Origin of the sequence: Paenibacillus sp. MMO-58 (assembly GCF_037146255.1) — a bacterium.
Classification (GTDB): Bacteria; Bacillota; Bacilli; order Paenibacillales; family Paenibacillaceae; genus Pristimantibacillus.
The window spans coordinates 587,366-613,579 of record NZ_JBBCVY010000001.1 but is presented as its reverse complement, the minus strand read 5'-3'; the positions used below and the strand labels follow the sequence as shown (position 1 = coordinate 613,579).

At 49.7% G+C, this 26,214-nt stretch carries 27 protein-coding genes; 1 reads left to right on the top strand and 26 read right to left on the bottom strand.

The window, feature by feature from the left end:
• Positions 1–9: 9 nt before the first annotated feature.
• From WFJ73_RS02685 to WFJ73_RS02640, 10 genes are all read right to left on the bottom strand, one after another.
• Entirely contained in the window at positions 10–906 is an 897-nt protein-coding gene (locus WFJ73_RS02685) for a M14 family metallopeptidase (protein WP_336771588.1), read from the bottom strand.
• A gap of 112 nt (positions 907–1,018) precedes the next feature.
• Positions 1,019–2,251, bottom strand: a complete 1,233-nt coding sequence (locus WFJ73_RS02680) for an MFS transporter (protein WP_336771587.1) — start codon at positions 2,249–2,251, stop codon at positions 1,019–1,021.
• 142 nt (positions 2,252–2,393) lie between these two features.
• Positions 2,394–2,873, bottom strand: a complete 480-nt coding sequence (locus tag WFJ73_RS02675; protein ID WP_336771586.1) for a MarR family transcriptional regulator — start codon at positions 2,871–2,873, stop codon at positions 2,394–2,396.
• Between the two features lie 112 nt (positions 2,874–2,985).
• The gene (gene racE, locus WFJ73_RS02670) at positions 2,986–3,795 is read right to left on the bottom strand and encodes a glutamate racemase (protein ID WP_336771585.1); all 810 of its coding nucleotides are present in this window, start codon (positions 3,793–3,795) and stop codon (positions 2,986–2,988) included.
• A gap of 181 nt (positions 3,796–3,976) precedes the next feature.
• A complete protein-coding gene (locus WFJ73_RS02665) occupies positions 3,977–4,372 on the bottom strand; it encodes a YtxH domain-containing protein (RefSeq protein WP_336771584.1) in 396 nt (131 codons plus the stop codon).
• 26 nt (positions 4,373–4,398) lie between these two features.
• A complete protein-coding gene (locus WFJ73_RS02660; protein ID WP_336771583.1) occupies positions 4,399–4,860 on the bottom strand; it encodes a DUF948 domain-containing protein in 462 nt (153 codons plus the stop codon).
• 113 nt (positions 4,861–4,973) lie between these two features.
• The gene (locus WFJ73_RS02655; protein ID WP_336771582.1) at positions 4,974–5,654 is read right to left on the bottom strand and encodes a helix-turn-helix transcriptional regulator; all 681 of its coding nucleotides are present in this window, start codon (positions 5,652–5,654) and stop codon (positions 4,974–4,976) included.
• Between the two features lie 49 nt (positions 5,655–5,703).
• Positions 5,704–6,150, bottom strand: coding sequence for a DUF86 domain-containing protein (locus tag WFJ73_RS02650; RefSeq protein ID WP_336771581.1), 447 nt, complete (start codon positions 6,148–6,150; stop codon positions 5,704–5,706).
• A 4-nt stretch (positions 6,151–6,154) separates the two neighbouring features.
• Positions 6,155–6,277, bottom strand: coding sequence for a hypothetical protein (locus tag WFJ73_RS02645; RefSeq protein ID WP_015843681.1), 123 nt, complete (start codon positions 6,275–6,277; stop codon positions 6,155–6,157).
• 25 nt (positions 6,278–6,302) lie between these two features.
• Positions 6,303–6,590 carry a Dabb family protein gene (locus WFJ73_RS02640; RefSeq protein ID WP_336771580.1) on the bottom strand — a complete coding sequence of 96 codons (288 nt, stop codon included), beginning with the start codon at positions 6,588–6,590 and terminating at the stop codon, positions 6,303–6,305.
• 109 nt (positions 6,591–6,699) lie between these two features.
• Here WFJ73_RS02640 and WFJ73_RS02635 point away from each other — a divergent pair, with 109 nt between their 5' ends.
• Positions 6,700–6,957 carry a hypothetical protein gene (locus WFJ73_RS02635; RefSeq protein WP_015843679.1) on the top strand — a complete coding sequence of 86 codons (258 nt, stop codon included), beginning with the start codon at positions 6,700–6,702 and terminating at the stop codon, positions 6,955–6,957.
• A 44-nt stretch (positions 6,958–7,001) separates the two neighbouring features.
• Here the strand turns inward: WFJ73_RS02635 and WFJ73_RS02630 are convergent, their stop codons facing one another.
• From WFJ73_RS02630 to WFJ73_RS02555, 16 genes are all read right to left on the bottom strand, one after another.
• Positions 7,002–7,391, bottom strand: a complete 390-nt coding sequence (locus WFJ73_RS02630) for a cytochrome C oxidase subunit II (RefSeq protein ID WP_336771579.1) — start codon at positions 7,389–7,391, stop codon at positions 7,002–7,004.
• Between the two features lie 143 nt (positions 7,392–7,534).
• Positions 7,535–7,930 (bottom strand): hypothetical protein, encoded by a 396-nt coding sequence (locus tag WFJ73_RS02625; protein ID WP_336771578.1) that lies wholly within the window; start codon positions 7,928–7,930, stop codon positions 7,535–7,537.
• A 74-nt stretch (positions 7,931–8,004) separates the two neighbouring features.
• Complete coding sequence (locus WFJ73_RS02620) at positions 8,005–8,400, bottom strand: phage holin family protein (RefSeq protein ID WP_336771577.1); 396 nt, start codon at positions 8,398–8,400, stop codon at positions 8,005–8,007.
• A 92-nt stretch (positions 8,401–8,492) separates the two neighbouring features.
• The gene (locus tag WFJ73_RS02615; protein ID WP_336771576.1) at positions 8,493–10,106 is read right to left on the bottom strand and encodes an extracellular solute-binding protein; all 1,614 of its coding nucleotides are present in this window, start codon (positions 10,104–10,106) and stop codon (positions 8,493–8,495) included.
• Between the two features lie 13 nt (positions 10,107–10,119).
• Positions 10,120–12,483 (bottom strand): helix-turn-helix domain-containing protein, encoded by a 2,364-nt coding sequence (locus tag WFJ73_RS02610; RefSeq protein ID WP_336771575.1) that lies wholly within the window; start codon positions 12,481–12,483, stop codon positions 10,120–10,122.
• A gap of 211 nt (positions 12,484–12,694) precedes the next feature.
• A complete protein-coding gene (locus WFJ73_RS02605; RefSeq protein ID WP_336771574.1) occupies positions 12,695–13,825 on the bottom strand; it encodes a glycoside hydrolase family 88 protein in 1,131 nt (376 codons plus the stop codon).
• Between the two features lie 22 nt (positions 13,826–13,847).
• Complete coding sequence (locus WFJ73_RS02600) at positions 13,848–14,729, bottom strand: carbohydrate ABC transporter permease (protein WP_336771573.1); 882 nt, start codon at positions 14,727–14,729, stop codon at positions 13,848–13,850.
• Positions 14,730–14,740: 11 nt separating this feature from the next.
• Complete coding sequence (locus tag WFJ73_RS02595) at positions 14,741–15,595, bottom strand: ABC transporter permease (protein WP_236013348.1); 855 nt, start codon at positions 15,593–15,595, stop codon at positions 14,741–14,743.
• A gap of 117 nt (positions 15,596–15,712) precedes the next feature.
• A complete protein-coding gene (locus WFJ73_RS02590; RefSeq protein WP_336771572.1) occupies positions 15,713–17,353 on the bottom strand; it encodes an extracellular solute-binding protein in 1,641 nt (546 codons plus the stop codon).
• A gap of 444 nt (positions 17,354–17,797) precedes the next feature.
• On the bottom strand, positions 17,798–18,193 hold the full coding sequence (locus WFJ73_RS02585; protein WP_336771571.1) for a GNAT family N-acetyltransferase: 396 nt from the start codon (positions 18,191–18,193) through the stop codon (positions 17,798–17,800).
• Between the two features lie 18 nt (positions 18,194–18,211).
• The gene (locus WFJ73_RS02580) at positions 18,212–19,489 is read right to left on the bottom strand and encodes an ABC transporter substrate-binding protein (protein WP_336771570.1); all 1,278 of its coding nucleotides are present in this window, start codon (positions 19,487–19,489) and stop codon (positions 18,212–18,214) included.
• 23 nt (positions 19,490–19,512) lie between these two features.
• Positions 19,513–21,129: a response regulator gene (locus tag WFJ73_RS02575; RefSeq protein ID WP_336771569.1), complete on the bottom strand. Its 1,617-nt coding sequence runs from the start codon at positions 21,127–21,129 to the stop codon at positions 19,513–19,515.
• A gap of 15 nt (positions 21,130–21,144) precedes the next feature.
• Entirely contained in the window at positions 21,145–22,977 is a 1,833-nt protein-coding gene (locus WFJ73_RS02570; RefSeq protein WP_336771568.1) for a sensor histidine kinase, read from the bottom strand.
• Positions 22,978–23,040: 63 nt separating this feature from the next.
• Entirely contained in the window at positions 23,041–23,853 is an 813-nt protein-coding gene (locus WFJ73_RS02565; protein WP_336771567.1) for a carbohydrate ABC transporter permease, read from the bottom strand.
• A gap of 10 nt (positions 23,854–23,863) precedes the next feature.
• A complete protein-coding gene (locus WFJ73_RS02560; RefSeq protein ID WP_336771566.1) occupies positions 23,864–24,772 on the bottom strand; it encodes a carbohydrate ABC transporter permease in 909 nt (302 codons plus the stop codon).
• 94 nt (positions 24,773–24,866) lie between these two features.
• Complete coding sequence (locus WFJ73_RS02555; protein ID WP_336771565.1) at positions 24,867–26,174, bottom strand: ABC transporter substrate-binding protein; 1,308 nt, start codon at positions 26,172–26,174, stop codon at positions 24,867–24,869.
• Between the last annotated feature and the right edge of the window lie 40 nt (positions 26,175–26,214).

Below are 26,214 nucleotides of genomic sequence, written 5' to 3'. Positions count from 1 at the left end.
TTATGTCCGTCAGCGGTGAAGCCGCAGAAATTCCGTCAGCAAAGGGCCGATCTTCGAGTAAATGCCGTTAAACGCTTCTGGGGGCAGCGGATTTACGCCGTAACCCGCTTCAACCGTAAAGCCCGGCCTGCGAAAACGTTGGATGAACCAGTCCTTATAACCGGCATCGCTGCCTGTAAGCTTCACCGGCTTGTAGCCGCTCGCCTCTCCCAGTCGTTCCGCAAGGCCTTCGGCATGCTCCGGCTCGTATTCCCGGTAATTCCAGTAAATCTCCTCGCCCTGCGTATGTAAGGCAAGCACGGAGTCGAATTGCAGCGACTGCGTCAGACGGGCAAGTGCCTGGGCTTCCGGCTCGCTTAACGGAAACGGCCCCGGAAAATCCCGTGGACCCGGACCCTCCATACCTCTGCGAAGCCGCTCCTCTTCCCAGTGGGCAGGAAACTGATCATTCAGGTCCACTCCGCGTATATTCGCTTTCCATTGATCGAACTGCTCGGAGCCTTTATTCCACTGCAGGAGCTGCTGCCGGAACGGATTATCCGCATCAATGCCTTCGAGCGCAAGCTGAACGCCGTCGGGATTCACCATCGGAACGAACCACGCTTCCGTCTCCCGGTACAGCTGACAAGCCTGTTCCCCGAACAGTGAACCATTTTGCGCGCATGCCCCGGCCCATTCTTCAACGAACCGCATGAGCAGCGGAGTGGTAATCCATTCATTCGCATGGAAGGAACCGTTCATATGGATACGCCGAGTGCCTTCCCCGCATTTGAGCGCTACGATGGGTCTGCCCAGCACGCTATGCCCTATGACGTATCCCCGGACAAAAGGATAAGTACGCATCAGTCTGTCGCAATCCGCCACCGTGTCACGGTACCCGTATTGCCCGTTTACGAGCTCTTCCATGCCGCTACTCCCCCTTGTTATCGAACATTGGCTGTAATCTTTTATCATGCTATTCATGCGGATTGCGGCGCATGCCAACACCGGGGCTTATAATCCTTGCAAATCAATACCGTCAGGTCGCTTGCTTACTCCTATATAGAACCGGTATTGCCGCGGCTATAAGAATCATCCCCATAAAAGCAGGCGCCGCGTGGCCAACCATCACATAGATTTGGCCTCCAACGATCGGACCGATCATTCTTGCCAAAGCCTGAATAGATTGACTGCCGCCTTGAATCCTTCCTTGTTCGCTGGAATCGACCGATTTGGAGAGCATTCCGTTGAAGGAAGGGCCAAAGATCGAATCGCCAAACCCGAATACAAACATGCCGGCGATAAGCAGAGGATAAAAAGAGAACAAAGCCGATGCTGCAATACAACCGTAGCCGATCATCTCCGAGACCATTCCGAGAATGGCGATCTGTTTATCATCGAGCCTTTTCAAAAGCCTGGGCATGATGAAGCCTTGCGACAGGCTGTCCTGGATCCCCATTATGGAAAACATGAGTCCGATTACGGCAGGCCTCCAGTTGAAAGCATCCATGGTGAATTGCGAGAAGACGGCTTGCAAAGATCCGCTCGGAATCCAGAGCAAGAACGCGGAGACAAGCAGCCTTTTTAAGGTTTTCATAGAAAGCAGGCTTGCAAGCTGTATGAATGGATTCAGCCTGACGAAGGTAATCTGCTTCAATCGATGATGTTTGTTGAGACTCTCCGGCATGAACAGGTATCCGTACACCACGTTCAACAACGTAGTTGCTGCTCCGAAATACAGGGGGGCGGAATAACCAAGCTTGGCAATCAACCCGCCGAGAGTGGGGCCAATAACGGTTCCGACGCCAACAACCGCGCTCACCCATCCGAAATATTTGGTTCTCTGCTCCGGAGGGATGATGTCTGCAAAATAGGCGAAGATCGTGCCGATGCTCCCGCCCGTTATTCCTTCTATGATGCGTCCGGCAAAGAGTATCCACAGGGCTCCTCCCAAGCCAAATACGAAATAACCGATTGCGGAACCGAGCAGACAGATTAAGAGCAGCGGACGGCGTCCGTATTTGTCGCTCAAAGCGCCTAGCGCAGGGGCCGCAAAAAACACGCAGACGGCATAAACGGAAGTTAGAAGCGTAACAAAGATCGCTTGTTCGCCCGGATTGCCAGCATAAGGCTGGACTAAGAAAGGGACGACCGGCGTTATAATACTAAACCCTAACCCGCAAAGAAACACGGAGATAAGACCAAATAGTAAGGCATGCTTGTCTACGGTTGGTTCTGAGTGTGATTGTTGCCGTGATTTCTGTATGGTCACTTGAACTCTCCTAGATACGATATTATTCCTTCCTCGGAAGCAAAAACATCGTAACGCGATTTTGTTTCCTTGTCAACAAAAACCGCAATAAAAAAACAGCCTCTGCTCAATAGAGCCAGGCTGCATTTGGTTCACGTTCCTCTTATTCATTTTCCGACTTGATATCCAAGCCTTGTTTCTTAATCTCCGCATCCAAATGCCGGCTATACTTTTCCACGAATCGAAGAACTCCTTCGAATTGTTCGTCGGTAACCTGCTCGAATACTTCTTTATCCCGCTCTTGAAACTCTTTATGGAGATCATAATGGATCTTATCAATAGCTTTCCCTTGCTCCGTAAGCCTGAAATAGATTTCTTTCTTGTTTTCCGGCTTCTGGTAGCTTTCGATAAGGCCCTTATGAATGAGCTTCTTTGTCATTTTGCTGATCGCTCCGCTTGTCATATAAAAGGATTCCGCAAGTTTCGTCACATTGGAATCCGCATTTCTTCCAATATATTCGATGCAATGCACTTCGGAAGACTTATAACCCTTAAGACTGACTTCCATCTTCGTTTTATTAAGCCATACCAGCTTGTTATATAAATCCCTGAAACCCATTATGACCTGATCTTCCTTGTTCATGGCTTGTCCCCCATCCCTGCTAGAGTAATTACGTTATGTATAAAAATGAAATTGTTAAAGGCTGCCCTTATCGCTTTCGCCTTGGAACGCGAATCAGGACAGCCGTTATTTGTTATCCGATCTGAGGCACCTGCCATACGACAGGAGTCAACTCAATTTGCTCCCCAAGCCACTGCTGGGCAATCGATTTGAACATTTGAGGTTCTCCGCTGCAGAAAAATTGGTGGACCGGCACGACTTCTCCCCGAGACAGCATCCCCTGATCCTGCAGGATATTACTTACTTCTCGCGCAGTCTCATCGGCCGAACTAATCAGGTTAATGTCTGGACCAACAACCTCCTGAATGACATCGGCGAGAAACGGATAGTGGGTACAGCCCAGAATCAAGCTGTCCATCGGGAATTTGCGAAGGTGGCCTATCGAGTTGCGGATGGTTTCATAGGTTTGCAAAGAACGGAAATTCCCTTTCTCTACAAGCGGAACAAAAAGAGGGCAAGCTTCGCTAATCACATGCACATTAGGAGAAATTTCAAGTAACGCATGCTCGTAAGCGCCGCTTTTTATCGTACCTTCCGTACCGATTACACCGATACAGCCTGTAATCGTCCGGCCAAGCGCCGCCCTTGCTCCCGGCTTAATGACGCCAACTACGGGGATATCCACGATTGCGCGTATTTCTTCCAATGCGAATGCGGTTGCGGTATTGCAAGCTATTACAATCATTTTAGGACGAAATTGAATTAAATAATCTACGATTTCACGCGTAAAACGAGTCACAACCTTCGGGTCTCGAGGACCGTAGGGAGCTCTGGCGGTATCGCCAAAATAAACGATTTTTTCACGCGGCAGCTGGCGCATGACCTCTCTGGCAACGGTAAGGCCGCCTACGCCTGAGTCTAGTATCGCAATCGGTTGCTGCACAAACACACCGCTTTCTTGAACTTTTGATGTAAAAGAGACCTTGAAGCTTCAATACTATATGAATCGAGGTGCAAAAATGTACCTCCATCATCTTATCTCAATTCCATATCAGGTTCAAGGAAATCACAGGTGATGTCGCGGGTGATTGCAGCAACCGATTCCGATACGTCCGGGGACTTAATTAATTGATGGTTTGAAGCTCTTTCGCGTCTTCGAAAATTTCTTCCGCGGTATCTTCAAGAGTATCCGTCACTTCATCGGTAACTTCCTCTACCGATTCTGCCAGCTCAGCGCGGCGTTGTTTCACGCTGGATACAGCGGCTCCCGCTGCTGCTCTTGCCGTATCCGCCAGCTCAGTCGCCTGATTGCCGATTTGCTTCGCAATTCTAACCGTTGTATCCGATACTTGACCTGCCGCTCTAACGGTATGCTCCTGAACTCTTCTTGCGCCTTCCGAGATGTCATGGCGCAGCTCCTTGCCCGCTTTAGGCGCGAACAATAATGCCGTCACCGAACCAATGATACCTCCTGCGATTGCGCCAAACAGAAACCCTTTTGTTTGTTTACTTGATGCCATGAAAAATCGCTCCCTTCAAATTAGAGCTATTCGCCCTGCCCGTTGTTGGAGGGTTCATAACGTTTACGGTTAGTCTGCCATTGCTGCCAGAAAGCCATACCAAGCTCCATCCATTCAAGCATGGAACTCGCCTGACGCTCTGCCGCCGCACTCTCCGCATGTTTGACCGCGGATTGCGAAATAACGCTGGATACGCGATGAATCGCCGTTGTCGTATGTCCAATCGTATCCCCGATCTGTCCGACCGCTTCAAACAGCCGGTTCGCTTGCTGCAGTTGAAGATGCGCCGTGTTGACCGTCTGCTGGGCCGTATCGGCAAAGGCTCCCATTTTACCTGAAGTCTGCCGGATATCCGCCTGCATCGCCTCCGCCTGAAGCTGCAGCTGCGACAGCCTGCTAAGCGCGGTACGGACGCCGATCAAGAGGCCCGCAGCAAGAATTACAAACGTGATGGCAGCAATCAGCGCACTCCATTCCATAACCGTCATGACCATTCCCTCCTTTTGCTTTGAGCGGGCGAATGCCCATTTCGTATTGCCATTATAAGCAGCATGGGCTTGACCTGACACAAAGGAAGCCAATAAAAAAAGCTAACGGTTCGTTAAGAACCGTTAGCCTGATGTTCAATTCCGATGGTATAGCTGCATCTTCCCCCGCCTTTGGCAAGGCATTCCGTCCGCTCCACCTTCGTCTGGAGCAAGGACTCGAATAAGGAAAGCTCGCAGCTGCAAGCTTGCTCGTATTTACCCGCAACCTGCGCAATCGGACAATTATATTCATGGAGAACGTATTGACCGTTATCCTTACCTTCTACCTTAGCCATGTAACCGCCGGCATTCTGAATCGCTTCCAGCTCCGTTACTTTCTCCGCCAGGCTTTTGCCGGTCATCCTTGGCTCGTATCGGTCCAGCAGCTTCTGCTGGCGTCCCTCGAACATGCGGGTAATCAGCCCTGCTGTCTCGGGGTCTTCCGCCAGCTCCTCAAGCAGATCAAGCGCAAGAAGATTATAGTTTTTCGGGAAGCGGTCATCGGCAAGCCTCGTCAGCTCATAAGCGTGAACCGGCCGCCCCATCCCCTGCTTAACGGAGACGATGCTGATGCTGCCTTCACGCTCGAGTGCGTATATATGCCGCCTTACTGCCATTTCGGTTATTCCAAGCTCAGCGGATAACTGTCCTGCACTTAATCGACCGTTTGTCTTCAGCAAGAACAAAATCCGGCCCCGCGTTGTTCCTTCCACGCTGCGGGATTCCGTTTCCATCGCGCGCTGCTTCTCCAGCATCAACCCATCACCACCTTTGCAGGCATTGTTAGGGTCATTGTAACGTATTTCAATCTTTTCGTAAATCGGATTCGTCCGGCAGCTCGCGCTCCAAATACTGCTGTACAGACTCGCCGAACAAACGAAGCTGCTCCGGAATATCCCTCGTCAGGGCATGCAGCTCGGCTCTAGGCCAGCTGTAATAATCCTGAACAAGCGGTTTGCGGAGCTTAACCAGCTCGATAAGCAGCGGCTGCATCGCTTCCGGGAATGCGCCCGCTTCTCCGGCAATCTCCACAATATCCTCGTAACTGCTGGCATCCCTTAATATAAATCCGTCAATCAGGTAACTGCCGACATCCGTAACGGTCTCAATCGCGAGGTGCAAAGCCCGCTCCTGTGCCAGACCTTCAAGCAGCGTACCCTGCCAGCTTGAAGCCAATGTTTCAAGCGCCGCTGCGATATCCGGTATAGCCTTTAATCTAACTGCAATTTGTTCTTTATTTACATAATACATGTCTTTATTCGCCCGCTTTCAGCCTTGCTTTCTTCTTTTTTCCTTTTTTCTTTAACCATGCCACCATCACAACGCTGCTGATGAGGATCACGATCAAATAAGTCATAATCTCAAAGACGTCTCCCATGAACGGTTCGCGCTCCCCTGTCCAATTAGCTTACGAAGTCAACGGCAACAGTAGCTTCGCGAACTTCGTTAATATGCTCGATGACCTTTTTATGTACGGGATGAACCTGATACGCTTCAAGCGCTTCCATCGACTCGAATCTCGTGATCAAAGCGATGTCGTAAGAGCGTGCCGAATGGATAACGTCAAGTCCAACTTCGATCGATTTCAGCTCGTCGATTTTGCCTTCCATATCCCGCAATACTTGAGCCGTGCGTTCCACATTTTCACTGCTTCCGTCCTTCAGCTTGAACAATACGATATGCGTAATCATAAATGGTCATGCTCCCTTCAACTTGTCGAATGACAAATATCCTTTTGTCACATAATAACCCAAGCAGTCGCATTACGGCAACATTAGCCTGAGAAAGGATCGGTACGTTATGCGCTATCCCGTTATGTTTGTGGCTACCTTCATAGGTCTTGCCCTATGTGTTTATAATTCAACCGGTTACGATCCGCATAATTTCGTTTTTTTTATGTTTAGCCCTCCGGCATGGATCGTGGACATGTTCGTCGACATCCATAAAGTAAACGTTCTTCTGATGTATGTACTTACCGTCGCAACATGGGCTCTTCTCGGGTTTATTGCGGACAGATTGATTGAACGCGGCAGAAGCCGCGACCGCGATAGAGCATAAATACAAATCGAAAGAGGAGCCCTGAGGCTCCTCTTTCCTTATCGTTATGCCGCGTCTACAATAAGCTTCGCTTTCATATTCGCATGACCTGCGCCGCATGGGACGGAGCAATGCATTACGTATTCTCCTGGCTTGTCGAATTCCAGGTTTGTCTCGAGATTATCGCCTTCGAGATCAACGTTCAGATCTTCAATCTTCAAACCATGGATACCGCTTTTATTTTGCAGCTTCAGGATAACTTTGTCGCCAACCTTCACATGGTATTCCTCTTGACCGTAAGTAAAGTCGCTGTTCGCTTCAACTTTAACGAGTACCGTACCTTCAGGAAGTGAAGCAGATTCGTCTACCGGTTTGGCTGGGAGGCCGAATGTCAGCAAGTATACCCCGAGAAGAGATGCCGCTGATAATAGTACGAACATGATCCATTTGTGCATTGCTACGTGCTCCCCTTTGCGATCTTATTGTCTTAGTGTTTAATTCTTATATTACATAACATCGTCCGAAGTTCTCAACATTAAACTGCAGAATCAGGAAAAGTTTTTTCCCGAATATGACAAAATAATGAACTTTTTGTGACTTAACTTTTAAAGAATTGCTTAATGGCCTGCTCCGATTCTGCCTTCAAATAGCTCCAGGGCAGATAGCAGCGCATTGTGCTGCCGCGGCATATGTAGACCGTCTCCATTCCTTCCTTCAATCTGCGTTCCTCCATCAGCTTGATGCCCGCCTTCCTGAACTGCATGCGCAGTGCGGCCTGCTCCAGCAAGACCCGATCCTGTATGCCGCGTAGCAGCGATTCATACAGCCTCGGAAGCTTAATGGAGCCCGTCCCCATTACCCTTATATCATGATCCAATACGAGCATCACGATTCCAAGCAGGATATAGCGCTGCACAAACGTTGTTTCGTCCTCTGCCGAATAAGCCGGAGCCTCCCGCTCGCGTACCTGTTCATCAGCATACCGGATAGCCATTTGCTATCGCCTCCTATAAATCGAACACTTGTTCCCATTATAGCGAACACCGCTTGTACAACGCAACCCTAATCTTACTTCTCTTTATCCTTCAGCACTTCAATCATTTTGCGTATGCGGTCTGGCAGCGGAAGACCAATCCGGCCGTAGTTCTCTATAATAGAAATGATCTCATTCGCTATATAGAAATAGATAGCTGCACCCATGGTAATATTATCGAGCTCAAGCAAAATATCAATCCGATGCGCAAGAAGAATGACGAGCAGCATCATTCCTTTGCGTGCAAGCCCCCAGGCACCGAAGAAGCTGTTCAAACCTCTTCCTTCCTTAATCGATGCGGTTAGGCCTGACACATAATCAATGCCCATGGCAACTACCAATAGAGTTAATGATTCCATCCATCCGCCGAATGCAAACGTAATCACAGAGCCGATAATCCCGCTAACCGAGCACACCATGACTAACTGCATCTCTCGTCACCCCTTTCTGCAAGTAATCTATCTATTCTATGCAGAAAAAATAAGGGTTGCTTGTTCGAATGGTGTACATTCTATCAAACGGGCTATTTGGCATTATAGCGGTCAAGCGCCGCCTTCTGTATCGCGATCGCCCGGTCAATATTAAGCGCTTTGAGCTGGGCGACGTAATCATCGAACGAATCGAGAGGATCGATTCCCAGAATAATGCGCAAGGACATTTCGTCCACGAGCGTCGTGGCGTCCTGCATGATGGCGGAAAACTCAGCGCTTTCCCTCTCGGTCTTCTGAACCGGCGGCAGCATATACTGCTCCGCGTCGGTATCCGCCCAAATATTGACGGCGTCCTTCTGCTCCTGAAGCATATAATACTGCTCCATATATGCTACATCCTGCACGAACGGGCCAAAGTAACTCGCCCTGCTGTACATCGCAATGGCTTGGGACGGAGCCAGCTTATCCGGATTATGGAGAATCAGATCCGTGTACGTCGGCTTTCCGCCTTGCATGGTATAACTTACGCCTTCAATTCCGAAATTGAAGAGCAGATGTCCCTCTTCGCCATAACCGTAGTCCAGCATCCGAACCGCCTGCTCGGCATGGTTGCTCTTCGTCGAGATCGCAACGCCGCCGCTGCTCATGTAAGGATTCACTCTTTGTCCGAACATCGGCCGATCCCCTTGATGAAGGACCGGATAAGGCGCGGCCACAAACTCCGCGCCCCGATCCTTCTCCTTAAGCAGCGGCAGCCACGTCCCGATCCCTGAGCCGGCATTCCAGATACTTGCGCCGCTTCTGCCGTTCAGCATGCTGGAATCAATCGTTCTTGTGTCCACCGTTGCAATGTTGCGGTCAATCAACCCTTCGGCGTACCAGTCGCGGAACAAGGACAGGAACTGCTTGTAGCCAGGCTCAATCGGACCGAATTTGACCTGCCCGTCCTTCAAATAGAACCCTTTCTTCACGCCAAACGCCCCAACAAATGCGCCGTTCTCCACGCCAAACAGCGGACTGGGCGTACTAAGGAACGTAAGCGGCGCCTGGACGCCTTTTTTCTCCTTGAACGCCTTGAGCACCGTATGCCAATCGTCAATCGTTACCGGAACGGACAGGCCCAGCTCCTCCAGCCAGTCTTTGCGGATAATGGGGCCTTGGTATGTCCTCAGGCGAGCATCACCCTGAATAAACGGGAACACATAATAGCTGCCATCGGCCGTTTTGATCTGCTTGTCAATATCCGGATGCTCGCTTAAGTATCGCTTCAAATTCGGTGCGTATTTATCAATCAGATCATTTAGCCTCAGGATATAGCCGTCTTTTATCGCTTTCTCCGGGCCGCCGGGGAAGGTCGCCCATTCATATTCAATCATGTCCGGCAGCTCGCCCGATGCCAGCATAACATTCAAAGCCTGCTTCGCCTGGTTGGCGGGAGGCTGTATGAATCTCAGATTCACGCCCGTGCGCTTCTGCCATTCCTGGAAAAAGGGGACGTCCTGAAACCGCGGCTTTACGCTCGCCGCATTGCCGTTTAATTCCGCCCAATACGTCAAGGTCTCGTCTGGAGCTGTTGACGGCTGCTTTTCCTCCTTCTCCTCGGCCGTTGAGTTTTGTCCGTTATTGTCCGATTGCTTGCAGCCGGCAAGGCAGCAAGCCGATAGGGCAGCGATCAGGAGGATCGTAATTATGCGATAGTTCTTCATTCTGATATCCTCCCTAATTCATTTCCTTGTATTTGCCCGGCGTTATGCCTTCGTACTTCTTGAATACCCGGATAAACGTTGCGGCATCGTTATAACCAACCGCGCGCGATACCTCATTGACGGATTCCTGAAGCTCCGTCATCCGCCGCTTCGCCTCCGCAATCCGGTATTTATGCAGATAGTCCAGCAGTCCCTCGCCAGTCTGCGTCTTAAACAGCTTGGACAAATAGCTGCCCTTCAAATCGAAATGCTCGCCAATCGTATTGACGTTCATATTGGTATCGCCGTAATTTTGATTAATGTATCCGGCCACGCGAGCCGACAAATCGCGGATGGACTCGGCCCGCTCATGCGTCATGTTGGATTCGAGCCTTGCAGAGGCGAAAGCGCATACATCCCTTAACAAAGAATGAAGCTCCTGCCGCATCTCCTGGACCGTATCGCAAGCCATAATGCTATTCATCCAATTCGGATTATCGTTAAGGACGCTGCCCTTGCCGTCGCCAAGCTCGTTAATAGCCTTCACCATCGTTCCAACCAGATTAAACATAAAACATTTGGCCAGCGTCAGATTCATCATGGGCTGCTGGAAGTTGCGGTCCGTGATCTCATTCATAAAAGCGGAAGCCTGTTCAAAATCGCCGCTCTTGATCAGATTGATCAATTGCTGCTCCGCCTGAAGCGGATAATAATAACCGAATTGAACGGCATCGGAAGGCGTCGTGCGGATATCGTCATAGGTGATGATGCCTTTTTTGCCAAGCACCATTTTATATTCCATCGCATCTACCGCTTCGCTATAAGCGGCTGCAATGCCCGGCAAGGTGCTATGCTTGCCGCTGATCGCCACCGTAAGATCCATATCGTAACGCTTCAGGAAGCGCTGCGCTTCCGTCGCGATCTCATGCAAGTCTTTCTTGTATTGCTCCTCGTCCCCGCTTCCGCAGGACAAATTCACGAGGCAGACCATCATGTCGTCCATTTCGGCCACGTAACCCGCATGATCGTAACGTCCGGCAAGCTCCTCCACGACATTGCTGATAATGAATTGAAGGAATCTTCTCCGTTCATTGTCGTCAATGCCCGGCAGCTTCTCGTAAAGGCTTTCATCATTTTCGATAACAAATAAAATAACCGCGTAATCATCCGAGATTTGCTCCATCCGGTACGTCTTGAAGGCTTCCTCATACGGAATTGGCGAATCGAGCCGCCCCTTCAGCAGCCTGCTGAGCATATTCGACCGCAGCACGTTGTGATGCATCTGGAGCTGCATGGCGATTTTGTCCTTCTCGCTTCGCGTCCGGCTGACCGCCCGCTGAATGAAGCTCAGCTCATTCCATTCCGTATGCTCTTCGTCGTTATTCTTGTCGGTTAGCGACTCTACCAGCTTCTGAATCGGCGAATAGTTGCGGCGCATAAAGAACCAGGTAAGCACGCCTGCTCCCAACACGCTGATCAGAACGCTCACCAGCGTCAGCTTCCGGACATATTCAGCCTTCTGCCAATAAATGCTGCTGGGGATCACCAGCGCATACTTCAGATCCGATACGGACGATTGCAGGTAAAAGATTTCCGAATCTCCCGATTTCATCGAGGTCGGCATCTCTTCGCCGCCGCTCCGCACCTTCTGCAGGATAATCTCTTCGCCCTGCTTCTTCGGCAGATTGGACAGCAGCACCTCGTTATTCCGGTTCAGAATAAGAACGTACCCTCCGCTGAAGCCGGAGATGCTCTTGATGGCATTCTGGAATCTGGCCAAATCCGACATAACGACTACCGTGCCTGCTTGCCTGCCGTTCAGATCTTTAGGCAAATGAGTAATGTAAGCGATAGAAGACTGCATAGCCCCCGCATCCATAAGCGGCAGCAGGGTAAACTGATTGTGCTCCGAGGTCTCAACGGCCGCCAGCCATTCTTCATAACTCATCTGGCCGGTGTCGTGAAGAGTCGCAAAGGCTGTCTTCATATCGCGGACATTCCCGGAGCGCAATACCGAATGCTCCCGCTCCCAGGTGACGTAGAATTCATCTATTGAAGCATAAGAGGTTTGATAGGTTTGAAATTCCTTTACGAGCTGATAAGCATCGAATTGCGCATCCGCTTCCGTTCTGCTCGAATACATCAAGGTTTGAAGCCTTGCATTCCAAGTCAGCTCCATGGTCAGGCGCTTCATCTGGTCCACCTGATTATCGATGGTATAGCCAACCTGCTTGAGCAGCGAATCATTGGCACGGTGAATCTCGCTTCGAAGCGCCGCGCTCGACTGCGAATATACAATTAAGCTGATTAGTATCGGTACGAATAATACCGCGCAATAGGAAATCAGCCAAGTTACGATAATGCTCTTCCGTTTCTGCCATATGGATCGAATATTCAAACCAAGATCTCCTCGCCTGTACGTAAATGTTAAGGTTGCTCATGTTGTTTGCCAGCTTTAGAACCCTATTATACGCATACAAAAGGCGCCAGAGGAAGTTGCAATATGTGCAAAACGATTGACGATAGCTCTACTGAAGCACGAAAACAGCACAAATAACCCATTGGAATACTCCAATCGGGCTATTTGTGCCGCTAAGCGATAATCGGTATTAGAACATGCGCTGCTGCCAGCCGTTCAGCTTCGCAATCGCCTCAACAAAGAAATAATCGCCGTAGATGAGAGACACATCCACGTTCTGCCCCGCCGGTTTATGGCCGGTGCCATGCTTCAGAATCGCTTCATGCGCAGGTTCGTTCCACGTGCCGTAATTCGAATAAAGCGACTCCAGAATCCGCTCTGCCGCTTCGCGGTAGATACGGCCTTCCTTCCCGGTCAGCAGAGCTGCCAATTCGATCAGACCCGAAGCGGCAATCGCTCCGGCCGACGTATCGCGCGGCTCTTCCTCCATCCGCTCCGACGCGCGGAAATCCCAGTGCGGAACATGATCCTCCGGCAGATTCGCGATAAAATAATGCGCAACGCGCTGAGCCGCGCGCAAATATTCGATATTGCCGGTATAACGGTAAGTGTTCGCCATTCCGTACAAGGCCCAGGAAGCGCCGCGGCTCCAGCCGGAATTCGGCGCTGCCCCTTGCCCGCCGCGCACCTGGTCGAATTCGCCCGTCTCCGGATCGAAACAGACAATATGATTGACCGAGCCGTCCTCGCGGATAAAATGTTTCAATACCGTATCCGCATGCGCGTTGGCAATATGCGCAAAGCGCGAATCTCCGCTCTCGGCCGATGCCCAGTATAGAAGCGACAGATTCATGCAGGTATCGATGATCGACCAGCCATGCATGTCGCCGTTCCAGGCGCGGATGAACCGTCCGTTCAAATTAAAGCGTCCGGCCATAAAGTTTGCGGCGAACAAGCCGCGGCGCAACGCGTCCTTGTCGCCGGTAATCCGGTATTTCGCAACCGCCGTCGGCAGGAAGTGGAAGCCTACGTCATGGTCGAAGGAGTTCGGCTGCAGCATTTGCGCTTCCAGCCGCTCATCCCAATTCCAGGCTGCCGCCTTATATTTCTCGTCGCCGGTCGCTTCGTTCATCAGCCACAGGATACCCGGCCAGAAGCCTGAAGTCCACCAGTCGATTCTTTGATTATCGTAAATGCCGTCTGCCTTGGCCGCATGCGGAGATTTCTCCCCGATTTGAACGATCATGCGGTCTACCTTCTCTTCAAGCTGCTTCCAAATGCGCGAATGATCCAACTTGCTTTGAGCCGAGCTTGCTTGCATGTTCCTTGCCTCCTTAAGTCAATCAGCCTTTAACCGAGCCTACCATAACGCCTTTGACGAAAAAGCGCTGGACAAACGGATAAACGCATAAAATCGGAACCGTAGCCACCATAATGGTCGCGTATTTAATCGTCTCGCCAATCTGGAACCGGTCCCCTGCCGAAGCGCCCGATGCCATGCTGTCCGTCGAATTCGCAATCAGAATCTCGCGCAGCACCAGCTGCAGCGGGAACAGCTCGCGGCTTCGGATAAAGATCGAGGCGTAGAACCAGCCGTTCCATTTGTCTACCGCATAATACAGAATCATAACCGCGATAACCGGCATCGAGAGCGGAATGATAATCCGGAACAAAATCGTAAAGTGGTTCGCTCCGTCGATTTTGGCCGATTCCTCAAGCGCCTCCGGGATGCCTTTAAACGCGGTACGCATAATGATCAGGTTAAACGTGCTGATCGCAAACGGAATAATCGTTGCCCACAACGTATTCAAAAGGCCTACGCCTTTTACAACGAGGTAGAGCGGAATCAGACCTCCGCTGAAAAACATCGTTAACAAAATCATGCCCATGAACAGATTGTTCCACATGACATCCCGGCGGGATAAGACATATGCCCCCAGCGCGGTCATAATCAGGTTGAGAACCGTTCCGCATACCAGGATAAACAGCGTATTTTTGTAGCCGGTCGTAATGCCCGGATTTTTGAACACGCTCGTATACGCATCAAAGCTTAGTCCAAGCGGATGCCATAAGATGCCTTTATTGGCTACAAGCTGCCCCGCGTCGCTGAAGGAAGCGAACAAAACATAGAGCAGCGGATATAACGTCGACACGATGAGGAGGATCAAGACGGCGTATACAACGACATCGAACACTCTCTCGGATAAAGTCGCCTTCATTTGCATGGATTCTCACCTCACCATAGACTGCTTTTATTCACCTTGCGACTGATGTAATTGGCGGTAACGAGCAAGGCAAGGTTAACAACGGAGTTGAACAATCCGACTGCCGAGCTGTAGCTCCATCCAAATTCCAATAAACCTTTCCGGTAGACGAAGGACGAGATCACATCCGCCGTATTGTAGGTAACCGGGTTATACAACAGAATGATTTTCTCGAAGCCAACGTTCAGCATATTGCCCATCCGCAGGATGAACATGATCGTAATCGTCGGCAGAATGCCCGGAAGCGTAATAAAGAAGATTTGCTTTATCCGGCTTGCGCCGTCTATTCTGGCCGCTTCGTACTGCTCCTGGTCGATGCTCATTAGCGCCGCGATATAGATAATCGACTCCCAGCCGATCCGCTGCCAGATCTCCGACAAAATGTAAATCGGACGGAACAGCTCCGGCTTCTGCAGCATCGCTTGGCCGTCATAGCCAAACAGCATAAACAATCTATTGATAATGCCGTCAGCGTTCGTAAAGTCCGTAATGATCCCGCAAATGACTACGAGAGAGATGAAGTAAGGCATATACGTAATCGTTTGCGCTACCCGTTTGAATGTTTTGTTTCTAACCTCGTTAATGAGCAGCGCCAATATAATCGGTGCGGGGAACTCGAAGATTAACGAATACAAGCTGATGACAAGCGTATTCTTAAGGATCCGTGTAAAGTAATAGCTGCCGAAGAAATCATGGAAATGCTTAAGGCCAACCCAATCGCTGTGCAGGATGCCTTTCATCGGAGAGTATTCCTTGAAGGCAATTAACGCCCCGTACATGGGAATATAGTGAAAAATAAGGTAATACGCGATGACGGGAAGCATCATCAGATAGAGCAGTTTGTTTAGCTTAAAATCGCGGATAAAGCGGTTTTTCCCCACATGCCTCACTCCTTATTGAGGGAGAAGGAGGGCTTTCAAGGCCCTCTCCTCTCTTGCTATCTATTAACGGCTGTTGTAACGGTCAAGCGCCGCCTGCTGAATTTCGATCGCGCGATCCAGATTGAGCGATTTCATTTTTTCCACGTACTTGTTGAACGCATCGGACGGCTCCGTGCCCAGGATGATCTTCAGGGACATTTCGTCTACCAGCGTGTTAATGTCGTTCATGATTGCCGCGTACTCGGAAGCTTCTTCCGGCGATGGCGTGATTGGCGGCAGCTGGTATTTCGCCGCGTCCGTTTTTTGCCATGTGGTTACCGCGTCGCGCTGCGACTGAAGAGCAAAGAATTGCTCGGCATAACGTTTGTCCTGAACGAACGGACCGTTGTAGCTGCCGCGCGTATAGAGCGAGATCGCTTGCGCCGGAGCCAGCTTGTCCGGATTCTTCAGCAGAAGATCGGTGTAAGTCGGGTAGCCGTCCTTCATGTTGTAGCTGACGCCTTCCGTACCGAAGTTAAAGAATAGGCCGCCTTCTTCGCTATAGCCGTAGTCGAGCATTTTGACAGCGAGCTCAGGATCTTTTGCTTGCGTCGTAATCGCTACCGTACCTTCTGATGCGTAAGCGGTGTTATGCTGGCCGAATTTCGGCGTGTCGCCTTTCTTCAGTACCGGGTAAGGAGCGCCGATCAGAACGGCTTTTGGATCCTTCGCTTCAACAAGCGGCTGCCATTTGCCGATACCGCCGCCGGCATTGCCGATCGAAGCGCCCGTTGCGCCGGATGCAATGTTGCCGTCAACCGATTTGGTGTCTGCCGTTGCAATGTTCTTGTCAATCAGGCCTTTCGAATACCAGTCGCGGAACAGCTCCAAGTATTGCTTGTAGCCCTCTTGCTCCGGACCAAACACGACCTTGCCGTCTTCCTGGTAGAAGCCGCGCGTTACGCCAAACGCGCCCATAAAGGCACCGTTGCCGCCGTCGTTGAAGAACCGCGGCTTACTGTTGAACGTAAGCGGTGCAGCAGCGCCTTTCTTCTCTTTAAATGCGGTAAGCGCCGCTGTCCAGTCGTCGATCGTTTCAGGTACAGGCAGGCCAAGCTCATCCAGCCAGTCCTTGCGGATAATCGGGCCTTGGAAAACGCGCAGGTATTCGTCGCCTCGGATGAACGGGAAGGCGTAGTAGCTGCCGCTGTCCGTTTTCACCATTTTGTCGATATCCGGATTTTCCTGCAGATACTTCTTCAGGTTAGGCGCGTATTTATCGATCAGATCGTTCAGCTTCACGATATAGCCGTCCTGGATCGCTTTCTCCGGACCGCCCGGGAAGTCGCCGATGAAGTTGTACTCCACCATATCCGGCAGCTTGCCGGATGCGAGCATCACGTTAAACGCTTCCTTTACTTGACCGGTTGGCGGCTCCGTAAATTCGAGCGGTACGCCGGTTTTCTTCTGCCATTCCTGGAAGAACGGAATATCCTTGTGGGATTCCTTCACGCCGATCAGCTGACCGTTAATTTCGCCCCAATACGAGAGCGTCTTATCCGTCTTAATCGGATACGTTGTTGCTTCTGCCGGCTGTTCCGCCGAGCTGTTGCCGTTACTGCCCGTGTTCGAGCTGCCGCCGTTCTTATCATTATTGGAAGAACACGCTGCAAGCATTGTTCCCAGCAAAGCGATGCTGAGCGAACCTGCTACCCATTTTTTCATGACCCTACCTCCGTTTAATTGTGTAGTGAAAATGGCTACATCCACAGAGTAAAGGAGTAGGAAGAGAGTCGATATGGGCAAAAGATGCAATCAAATGGGGAATTGAGAAGGGGGAATTGAGGATTTCGCCATTTAAATTGATGGTGGGAGTAATGATTTGTACAATGCAATGGGAGATTTCGAGAATGGATGGAAAAGAGGAACAACATTTTGGAGAGATGTGGCCGGAATGCCGGAAATGTATCTCCTTACGTCGCTGTTGCCATCGTGAAATTTTGAATTAACTCGTTTTCAACGAGATTTCACGAATGGCAAAGGCGAGCGTTCCACTCTTCAGGAGATACATTTCCTCTATTCCTCCCTTCTCTCGGGGGAGAGGAATAATAAAGGGCTAGAGATTCAGGATGTTTCCCGAAATCTCTAGCCCTATTAAACAGCATCGAATTAGTACTTTTTCCTCCACAGACCTCCGGGACACGGAACGAAACCGCATTCGGTATAGAAGGATGTGTGTTTGGAGTCATAGGTCAAGGTTACGATCTCAAGGCCGGCATGTTCGGATTGTTCGAGCAGCTTTTTGACCAGTGCCTGACCTATACCTTTTCGCTGATGATGAGGATGTATGATGATGTCCTCCATGTAGCCATGCTGCAAGCCCATTCCCGCGACGTAACCGAAGGCAATAAGCTCATTCTGTTCATCCCGGAGACCTGCCCAAAAGTTGCAACGCTCAAACAAAGCGGGATAATCGGAATGCCGCGCATCCCAACCTACGAGTTCTCTTAATGCTGGCACCTCATGCGGTTCAATGGGCAGATTAATCGTGATTTCCGGATCCATTCGATTATTAACCCTCCCTCAGCTCGCTAACAGTTCGTTTAACTTTTGCTCCAAATCAACGAGGCCTTTCACGGGATCCTCTCGGTTCGCAATAATATTCTGAAGCTCCTCCGACAGAACGGTGTACAAAGCGGAATATTTGTCCGTATTGGGAGCCAGCTTCACACGATGCGACGATTCTAGGAACAGCTTGCGGTACGGAAGGTTCTGATAGTGGGAGTCGTTTTGCACCGTACTGTTGGCAGGAACATGGCCCGCTTCCCCCCAGGTCAAGCTGCCGACTTCCGAGAAATATCGGATGAAAGCCATCGCCGCAAGCTGCTTCTCCTTCGTCACATAGGTTGGAATAACCAAGGTATGCGAGCTGCCCCATTGCTTATTCCCGCCGAACAAGGACGGGAGCTCCATTATCCCACTCTGAAAGGACGAATCTTTCAGATGATGTCCCGCTTCCCATATTCCTCCCATCCAGAATACGGACTGGCCGTTGTGGAAGGTATCCCAAGGCGTTTTATCATTAAGATCGCTTAGACCGCTGGCGAACAGCTTCTGGTAAAACCGGAGCACCTCCAGCGCCTTGTCATTATTAATCGCCGCATGCTTCAAATCGGGAGTCAGCAGCTCGCCCCCGGCTTCGTAATACATATCCAGAAACGGCTCCTGGAAAAAAGGCGTATTCACCGCAAGCGGCTGAACGCCGGGCAAACGGTCATGAAGCAAAGTAAGGAAATCCATAAACTCCTGCGGCGTTAGATGGCGGAGCTTGGAGATCACCTCGTCCTCGTCCAAGCCGGCTTTAGCCAGCAAATCCTTGTTGTAATACAACATGTGAAAATGCGTATCGATCGGAACCGCATACGTCTCACCGTTATACACGACGCTATTTCGGTTTGTTGCTTCTATATGACTGAAATCTAATCCGGCAAGCTGCGCCAGCCCGTCGAGCGGGATAATCTGCTTCGCTTTCACAAACGGCGATACCCGGTCCGCATGGGCAACAGCCACATCGGGGCCTTTCCCGAAAGATAATGCCGTGCTTAGCCGGACGTAATATTCGTTGGATTCGAGACGAAGCTGCCGGACGACGATTCCCTGCTGGGACTCGTTAAAATCCTTGATGATTTGGCCAACGTAGTCTCCTTCTCCGCCGCCGAACGGATTCCAGAACAAGATTTCGACCGGTGCTTTGGCCGTTTTTCGGACCGGTGCTTCAGCTTTATCCGAACTGTCGCATCCGATCAGCAATCCCATGCATGCCACCATAACGAATAACCATGCAGAAAGCTTTATCCCCACACTTTCACCTTCCGCGGACTTATTTATTGCCCTGTTTCAGAGCTGTCTTTATTCCCGTTTTTTTCTTTATTCTCTTTCACCAGACTTCTATATTCCGAAGGGGTTGCTCCCGTAATCTTCTTGAATACTTTGGAGAAATATTTCGGGTCCTGAATGCCAACCATCTGTCCAACGTCGGCAGCTTTCATCTCACCGGCCAGCAATACCTTTGCTTTCTCAATCCGTATCCTCGTTACATACTCCAGAAAGCTCTCCCCGACTTCCTTCTTAAACAAATTCGCAAAATAATTTTTGCTCAGATGAACGAAATGACTGATGGACTGCAAGGAAATTTCCTGCTGATAATGCTGCTGAATATATTGCGTTGCTTTTATTATACTGTTCCGGTCACTGTTATAAATGCGGATCATATGCTCAAGAAGCTCCGCGTAGGCTTGGAGGAACCAGCCGCGGCTTTGCTCAATCGTCTCCAGCTTCGATAGTTGGTCGAAATACTGCTTTTTCAAATGAACCACATGCTGCTGATCATGGGATACATCCGGCCATATCGCCGTTAGAATCATAATTAATTCAAGGGAGATAAGCTGCACCAGATCCGGATCCTGCCGCCTGCCAAGCTGGTCAAACAAGCTGCTCACATAATCGTGAAGCTCCTTGGACTGCAGTCCATAGAGCAAGGTATGGATATGGGATTGGCTTACCTTGATTGGCGAACCGTCCGCTTCCTTGGCTCCGGCAAGCTCCGAATAAGAGATCGCTTTCCCGATCCCAGCGAACATGCTTTGCTTAGCGGCCGCCAAAGCCTCGCCGTATGCCTTGCTTAGCTCCGTCCACTCGCCTACTCTTCCGCTTAACCCAATCGTACATACAAGCCCGTAAGCCTGCGATAGATGGGAGATAATCCGTTCGGCCAGCTGCTTGACCCCACCCGTTTCGGCAGCAGCATGCTGCGGAAACGGAAGCAGAACGTTTATTTCCCCTTGTTTATCCGCAAACACGACAAAGCTTCGGTCGCTTTCGATCTGTTCGAACGATTCATGAATGACCTGCTGCTTCTCAAACAACCCGCAGTCTCTCGTGTGAAAAAGCGTGTACAGGAGATAGGCAGGCAGATGGAAGCCATTAAGCTCCGCTTCCTCTAGCGTCGAATCGGCTTCAACTTCTTCCAGGCGGCTTCCTTCAATCAGTCCCAGCAGCAGCTTTTCCTTCCGTGCCGGTTCAACAATAGACGCTTTTGTATTTGTTCCGGCATCTGACTCGCCCGTATCCAAGGAAGCTTTGACTTTCATTAATGCTTTTTCGAAGTCCCTTGGCATCATGTCCGACTTGATCATATACTCCGAAACTCCGTAACGAATGGCTTTTTGGGCATATTGGAATTCTTCCAGATTGCTTAAAATAATCACTTTCATCGTAAATCCGCTGCTCCGTACTTCCTCAATGAGCTGAATCCCGTCCATAACCGGCATCTTGATATCCGTGATCAGAATATCGGGAGGATCCTGGCGAATAAGCTCCAGTGCCTCTTTTCCATTGGCGGCTTCGCCCGTTACTTCCAATCCTACCTTCTCCCAATCGATCATAGAGCGAATACCGTAGCGTACGATAAACTCATCCTCGACAATCATCACTCGGTACATCTGCCATAATCTCTCCTATTCCAAATACGGAAGCTTGATCGTAACCGTTGTTCCCGCTTCCGGCTCGCTTGCAATATCGATGCCATACGTTTTCCCGCTAATGAGCTTGATTCGTTCATCCACATTCGCGAGCCCTATTCCTCCCGTCTTGCCGCCCTGCTCCTGATTCTGATTGCGGAGAAGGCTCCTTGCATAAGCAGGATCCATCCCTTTCCCGTTGTCGGAAATCTGAAAGCGAATGCCTCCGTCGGGGCTTCTGGTACAGGAAATATCGATTTGACCCTCTTGCTCCGAATCGGAAAAAGCATGCAGGATCGCATTTTCGACAATCGGCTGAAGAATCAGCTTAGGGGTCTGCAGATGACGGACACCGTCTTCTACGTAGACCTCCGTTTTGATTTTATAATTAAACCGGAACTTCTGGATTCCCAGATAACACTGCACATGCTCGATTTCCTCTTCAACGGTGACCGTCTCTTTCCCTTTGTCCAAGCTGATCCGCAATAGACGGGACAGCAGGCTGACCATCTCCGCGGCATTATTCGCCTTCTGGATAAGGGCCGTCCATTTGATAATATCGAGTGTATTATACAGGAAATGAGGATTGATCTGCGCTTGCAATGCTTTTAGTTCCGCTGTTCTTTTCTGATTTTGCTCCTCATACACCGTCTTCAGCAGCTCATCAATCCGGGCCACCATGTAATTGAAATTATTGCCCAATATATCAAACTCGTCGCTATGCTTCTTGACTCGGAATCGGACCGTCAAATCCCCTGACATGACCTGTCTCATGAGCCGGATCATCTTCAGAATCGGATTACTGATCGAGTTTGCAAGAAAGATAGCCGTTATAATAGAGAAAACGATACAAAGCAGTGCAATAATCCATATCGTCCGCAGCAGACGGTCGGAATCCTGATACAGAATCGATTCGGAGATGACGTTTACGACAATCCAGTCATTGGTGTGAAGCTTCTTGTAATTAACAATCAGCTTCTTCCCTTGTTCCTTAATTGGAAAGCGGGATTCCTCCAGGCCGGAATGAACGATTTGATTATAACCTTGTTCCCCAAGCACTTCATTTACATTTTTCCCAATCATGTCATTATTGCCATAAGAAACGATCTGGCCTTGACCGTCGATAACGAAGCTTTGAATATCCCGGTTGTTGTTGGTTGAGCTTGATCCAAGCTCCTTCAGCACTTCGCCGCGGATATCCAGTACCGCTATAATCCCTACCGGACTGTCGTCCGAAGTTTTATAAATCTGCTTGGAAAGCGAAAAAACATGGACGTTTTGCGTATTCAAGCTGTCTACATACGTGTTAAGCCGCGTCGGAAACCATCTGAAATTGCTTCCGTCCTCAAGCGTATTCAAGAAACCGCTTACCTCTTCGGGCGTGCGGTTCTTCCATCTGTAAATTCCTTTTATATAATGTTCCTTGGAAATAAACGATATGGATTGAATGTCCTGATTAATCGCAATAATCGTGGAAAGCTTTGTCGTCAGCGACAAGCTGTCGATATCGTAAGGCTTAGCCGGACTTGTCTTATCCAGATCCCGCAGCATCCGGATAATCTCGCCGTTATTCACGACCTGCATCATCAGGTCCTTATAGATACCCAGACGGGTATCTATATTATCCGCCGTCTGCTTGAGCAGCTGCTCCGAATATTCCGTTACCTTCTCGTTAATTGTCGATTTGGAGAGAGAATACGAGATCGTACCCATCACGATTAACGGTGTCAGGGAAAATAGAAATAAGAGCAGCATCCATTTGTAGCGTATGCTGCTCTTCCATATATTCATCGAGGGCAAAAACCTTGCCCAGCCGGATTGTTTTCTCATTGTACCTCGCTGCTCCTGCCGGACATGCCGTTTTTATTGGCAAGCGTCTTCCCGATTATTTCATTAGCCCTTCACGCCAGACATCGCCACCCCTTGCACAATATGGCGCTGTAGAATGGCAAAGACCAGAATCGTTGGAATAGCCGCAATGCCGCTTGCCGTCATAATCATATTTAAGGACATATTATTATTCGATAAAAACGTAGGCAGTCCTGCCGACAATATCATATTTTCTTCAGAGGTGATCGTCAGATAAGGCCAGAGGAAATTATTCCAGGATAAAATCAGAAAGAATATGCCAACCGATACCATCGCCGATTTCGTCAGCGGCAGGCAGATGTTCCACCAAATTCGAAAGGTTCCGCTTCCGTCAATTTGAGCGGCCTCGATATAATCCTTCGGAACGCCGTCCATAAATTGCTTGAGAAGAAGAATGCCAATCGGATTCGTAAGGCCGGGGAGAATAATAGCCCACTTATTATCAATCAAATTCAGATGCAGCGTCGTTTCGTATAACGGAATCAGAATCGCTTCCGTCGGAATAAGAAGTCCCGAGGTAATGAGGACAAATAAAAAGCCTTTGCTCTTAAATGGCATTTTGGAGAAAGAATACGCAGCCAGAGAGCTGAGCAGTATGGATAACAGCGTTGTAATGACGCCGATAATCGTACTGTTCCAGGTCCATCTTAGGATCTCGGAGCCGGTTATCACCTTCTTGTAATTGCTGAACGTCAAATCAGCGAAATGAACCCAGTCGGACATGGCATAAACATTCGTTCCGTCCGGCTTCAAGGAGACAAGCAGCATCCAGATGAGCGGGAACACGAAAAGAACCGCCAGTACCATTGCAATGATGTTAAGAGCCCACTTGTTCATGTTAATCCCCTCAATCCTTTCGATCCGTAAGTTTAAATTGAATGACCGCAATGAGCAGCATGATGACGCAAAATACGATAGACTGCGCGGAAGCAAGACCAAACATATCTTTCTTGAAGCCCGTCACGTAAATATAACGGATCATCGTGTTCGTGGAGTCCCCCGGACCGCCGCCGGTCATAATCTGAACTTGACCGAACAATTTCAAGCAGCTGATGACCTGATAGAAGATTTGAATCTTCATGACTCTGGACAATCCCGGTATCGTAATATGCCAGAATTTGCTCCATGTACCAGCTCCGTCGATCGTAGCAGCTTCATAATGATCCTGGGGAATTTCCTGAAGACCCGCCAGGAACAGCACCATAACGAATCCAACCGTCCACCAGTCCGTCGCAATCGTAATCGCCCACCATACAAACCGGTGATCCGTCAGCCAATTAATGTCCTGAGGCAAGCCAAGAAGTCCCAGCAGGCCGTTGACCGGACCGTTCTTCGGATCAAACAGCTTCAGCCAAATAAAGCTGATTACCGAAACCGACAAGACATAAGGAAGGAAATATACGGAACGAATCAAGGTTCTCAGCCAGATCCGTTGATTAATAATGAGCGCTAGGATCAGCCCCAATACGAGAACCGTCGGAGCACAGATGAGTACAAAATAAAACGAATTCCATAAATAGTTGTAGAAATCGCTATTTTCAAAAATCCGCTTATAATTGTCGAGCGCCACGTACCGCTGCATCCCTTGAATATTCCAGACATGAAGGCTGATCCAGGCCCCACGCAGGACGGGCCACAAATAGAATAGGGCGAACGGGATCAAAAAAGGAACAATATACAGTATCGCTTTTAGCTCGGCTTTTGCCCGGTTCCCCGATACTCTTTTCTTGCGCAGTTCAATCGGTTTGGTATCCATATGTGTTTCTCCCTGCTTCTCTGTTTCATTCATTTATCTAGAGACGGCCGGGCAGTACCGCTATACCTGCCCAGCCTTCCCTTCAAGAGCTGTATTAGTTAGCCAAAATCTCGTTAATCTGCTTTTCCAAATCCTTCAAGCCGTCTTCAGCCGATTCGTTATGGAAAATGATGTTCTGCAGCGATTCGGCAATCGTCGTAATGATCGTCGTATAATTATCCGTTTGCGGCGCGAATTTAACGGTCTTCTGCGCTTCGATAAAGAACTGACGATAAGGCAGCTTATTGTACTCTTCGCTAGCCGTTACCTTGCTGTTCGCAGGCACATGACCGGCATTCCCCCAAGTCTGGCCGCCCACTTCGGAGAAGTATTTCATAAACTTGGCAGCAGCTTCTTGTTTTTCCGCAGAGACATACGACGGAATAACAAGCGTATGCGAGCTGCCCCAATGCGTCTGGCTTCCGAAAATCGCAGGCAATGGCATTGCGCCGATATGTTTCGAAGCATCTCCAAGCAGCCCCCCTGCTTCCCATACCCCGCCAAACCAGAATGCGGCTTTGCCGTTGCTAAACGTATCCCAAGGATTCTTGTCGTTAATGTCCGCATACTGCTTGGTATAAATTTCATCATAGAATTTCAGTACGCTTAGTGCTTTGTCATTGTTAATAGCCGCTTTCTTCAAATCCGGCGAGAGGATATCGCCACCGGCTTCATAGTACATATTCAGGAACGGCTCTTGGAAATAAGGTGTGTTAACGGCCATCGCCTGCACATCCGGAACGGCTGTTTTAATTTGAGCTAACGTATTCAAGTAACCTTCCGGACTCACATTATCAAGCTTAGGCGTTTCATCCTCATTTAAGAGATTCGCTTTTTTGAGAATGTCCTTATTGTAGTAGAGCATGTGGAAGTGAGTGTCGAGCGGTACCGCGTACGGCTTGCCGTCATAAGTGACGCTTGTCATATTCGATTCGCTGATCTGTCCAAGATCAAACCCGACTTTGCTTGCAAGCTCGTCAACAGGCACAATTTGCTTTGCTTTCACAAAAGGTGAAATCCGGTCGACGTGGGCTACGGCTACATCCGGACCCTTAGAGGAAGAAAGCGCCGTGCCTAACTTCGCGTAATATTCGTTCGATTCCAGACGCAGCTGCTTCACGATCACCTCTTGCTGCGAATCGTTAAATCCTTTAATAATCTGATCGACGAAATCCCCTTCGCCGCCGCCGAACATATTCCAGAACGTAATTTCTACCGGACTGCCGCTCTTGCCGCCTGCGTTCCCGGAATTCGTTTTGTTATCCGTGTTACCGCCGCCGTTGGACGATGAACATCCCGTTACGGCTAGCGCAAGCGCCATCCCTGCGGTCAGCATCATTCCGGCTTTCTTCTTTGCTCTCATGTTTCGACTACCCCTCTCTTAGTAGAGAAAGCGCTTCACG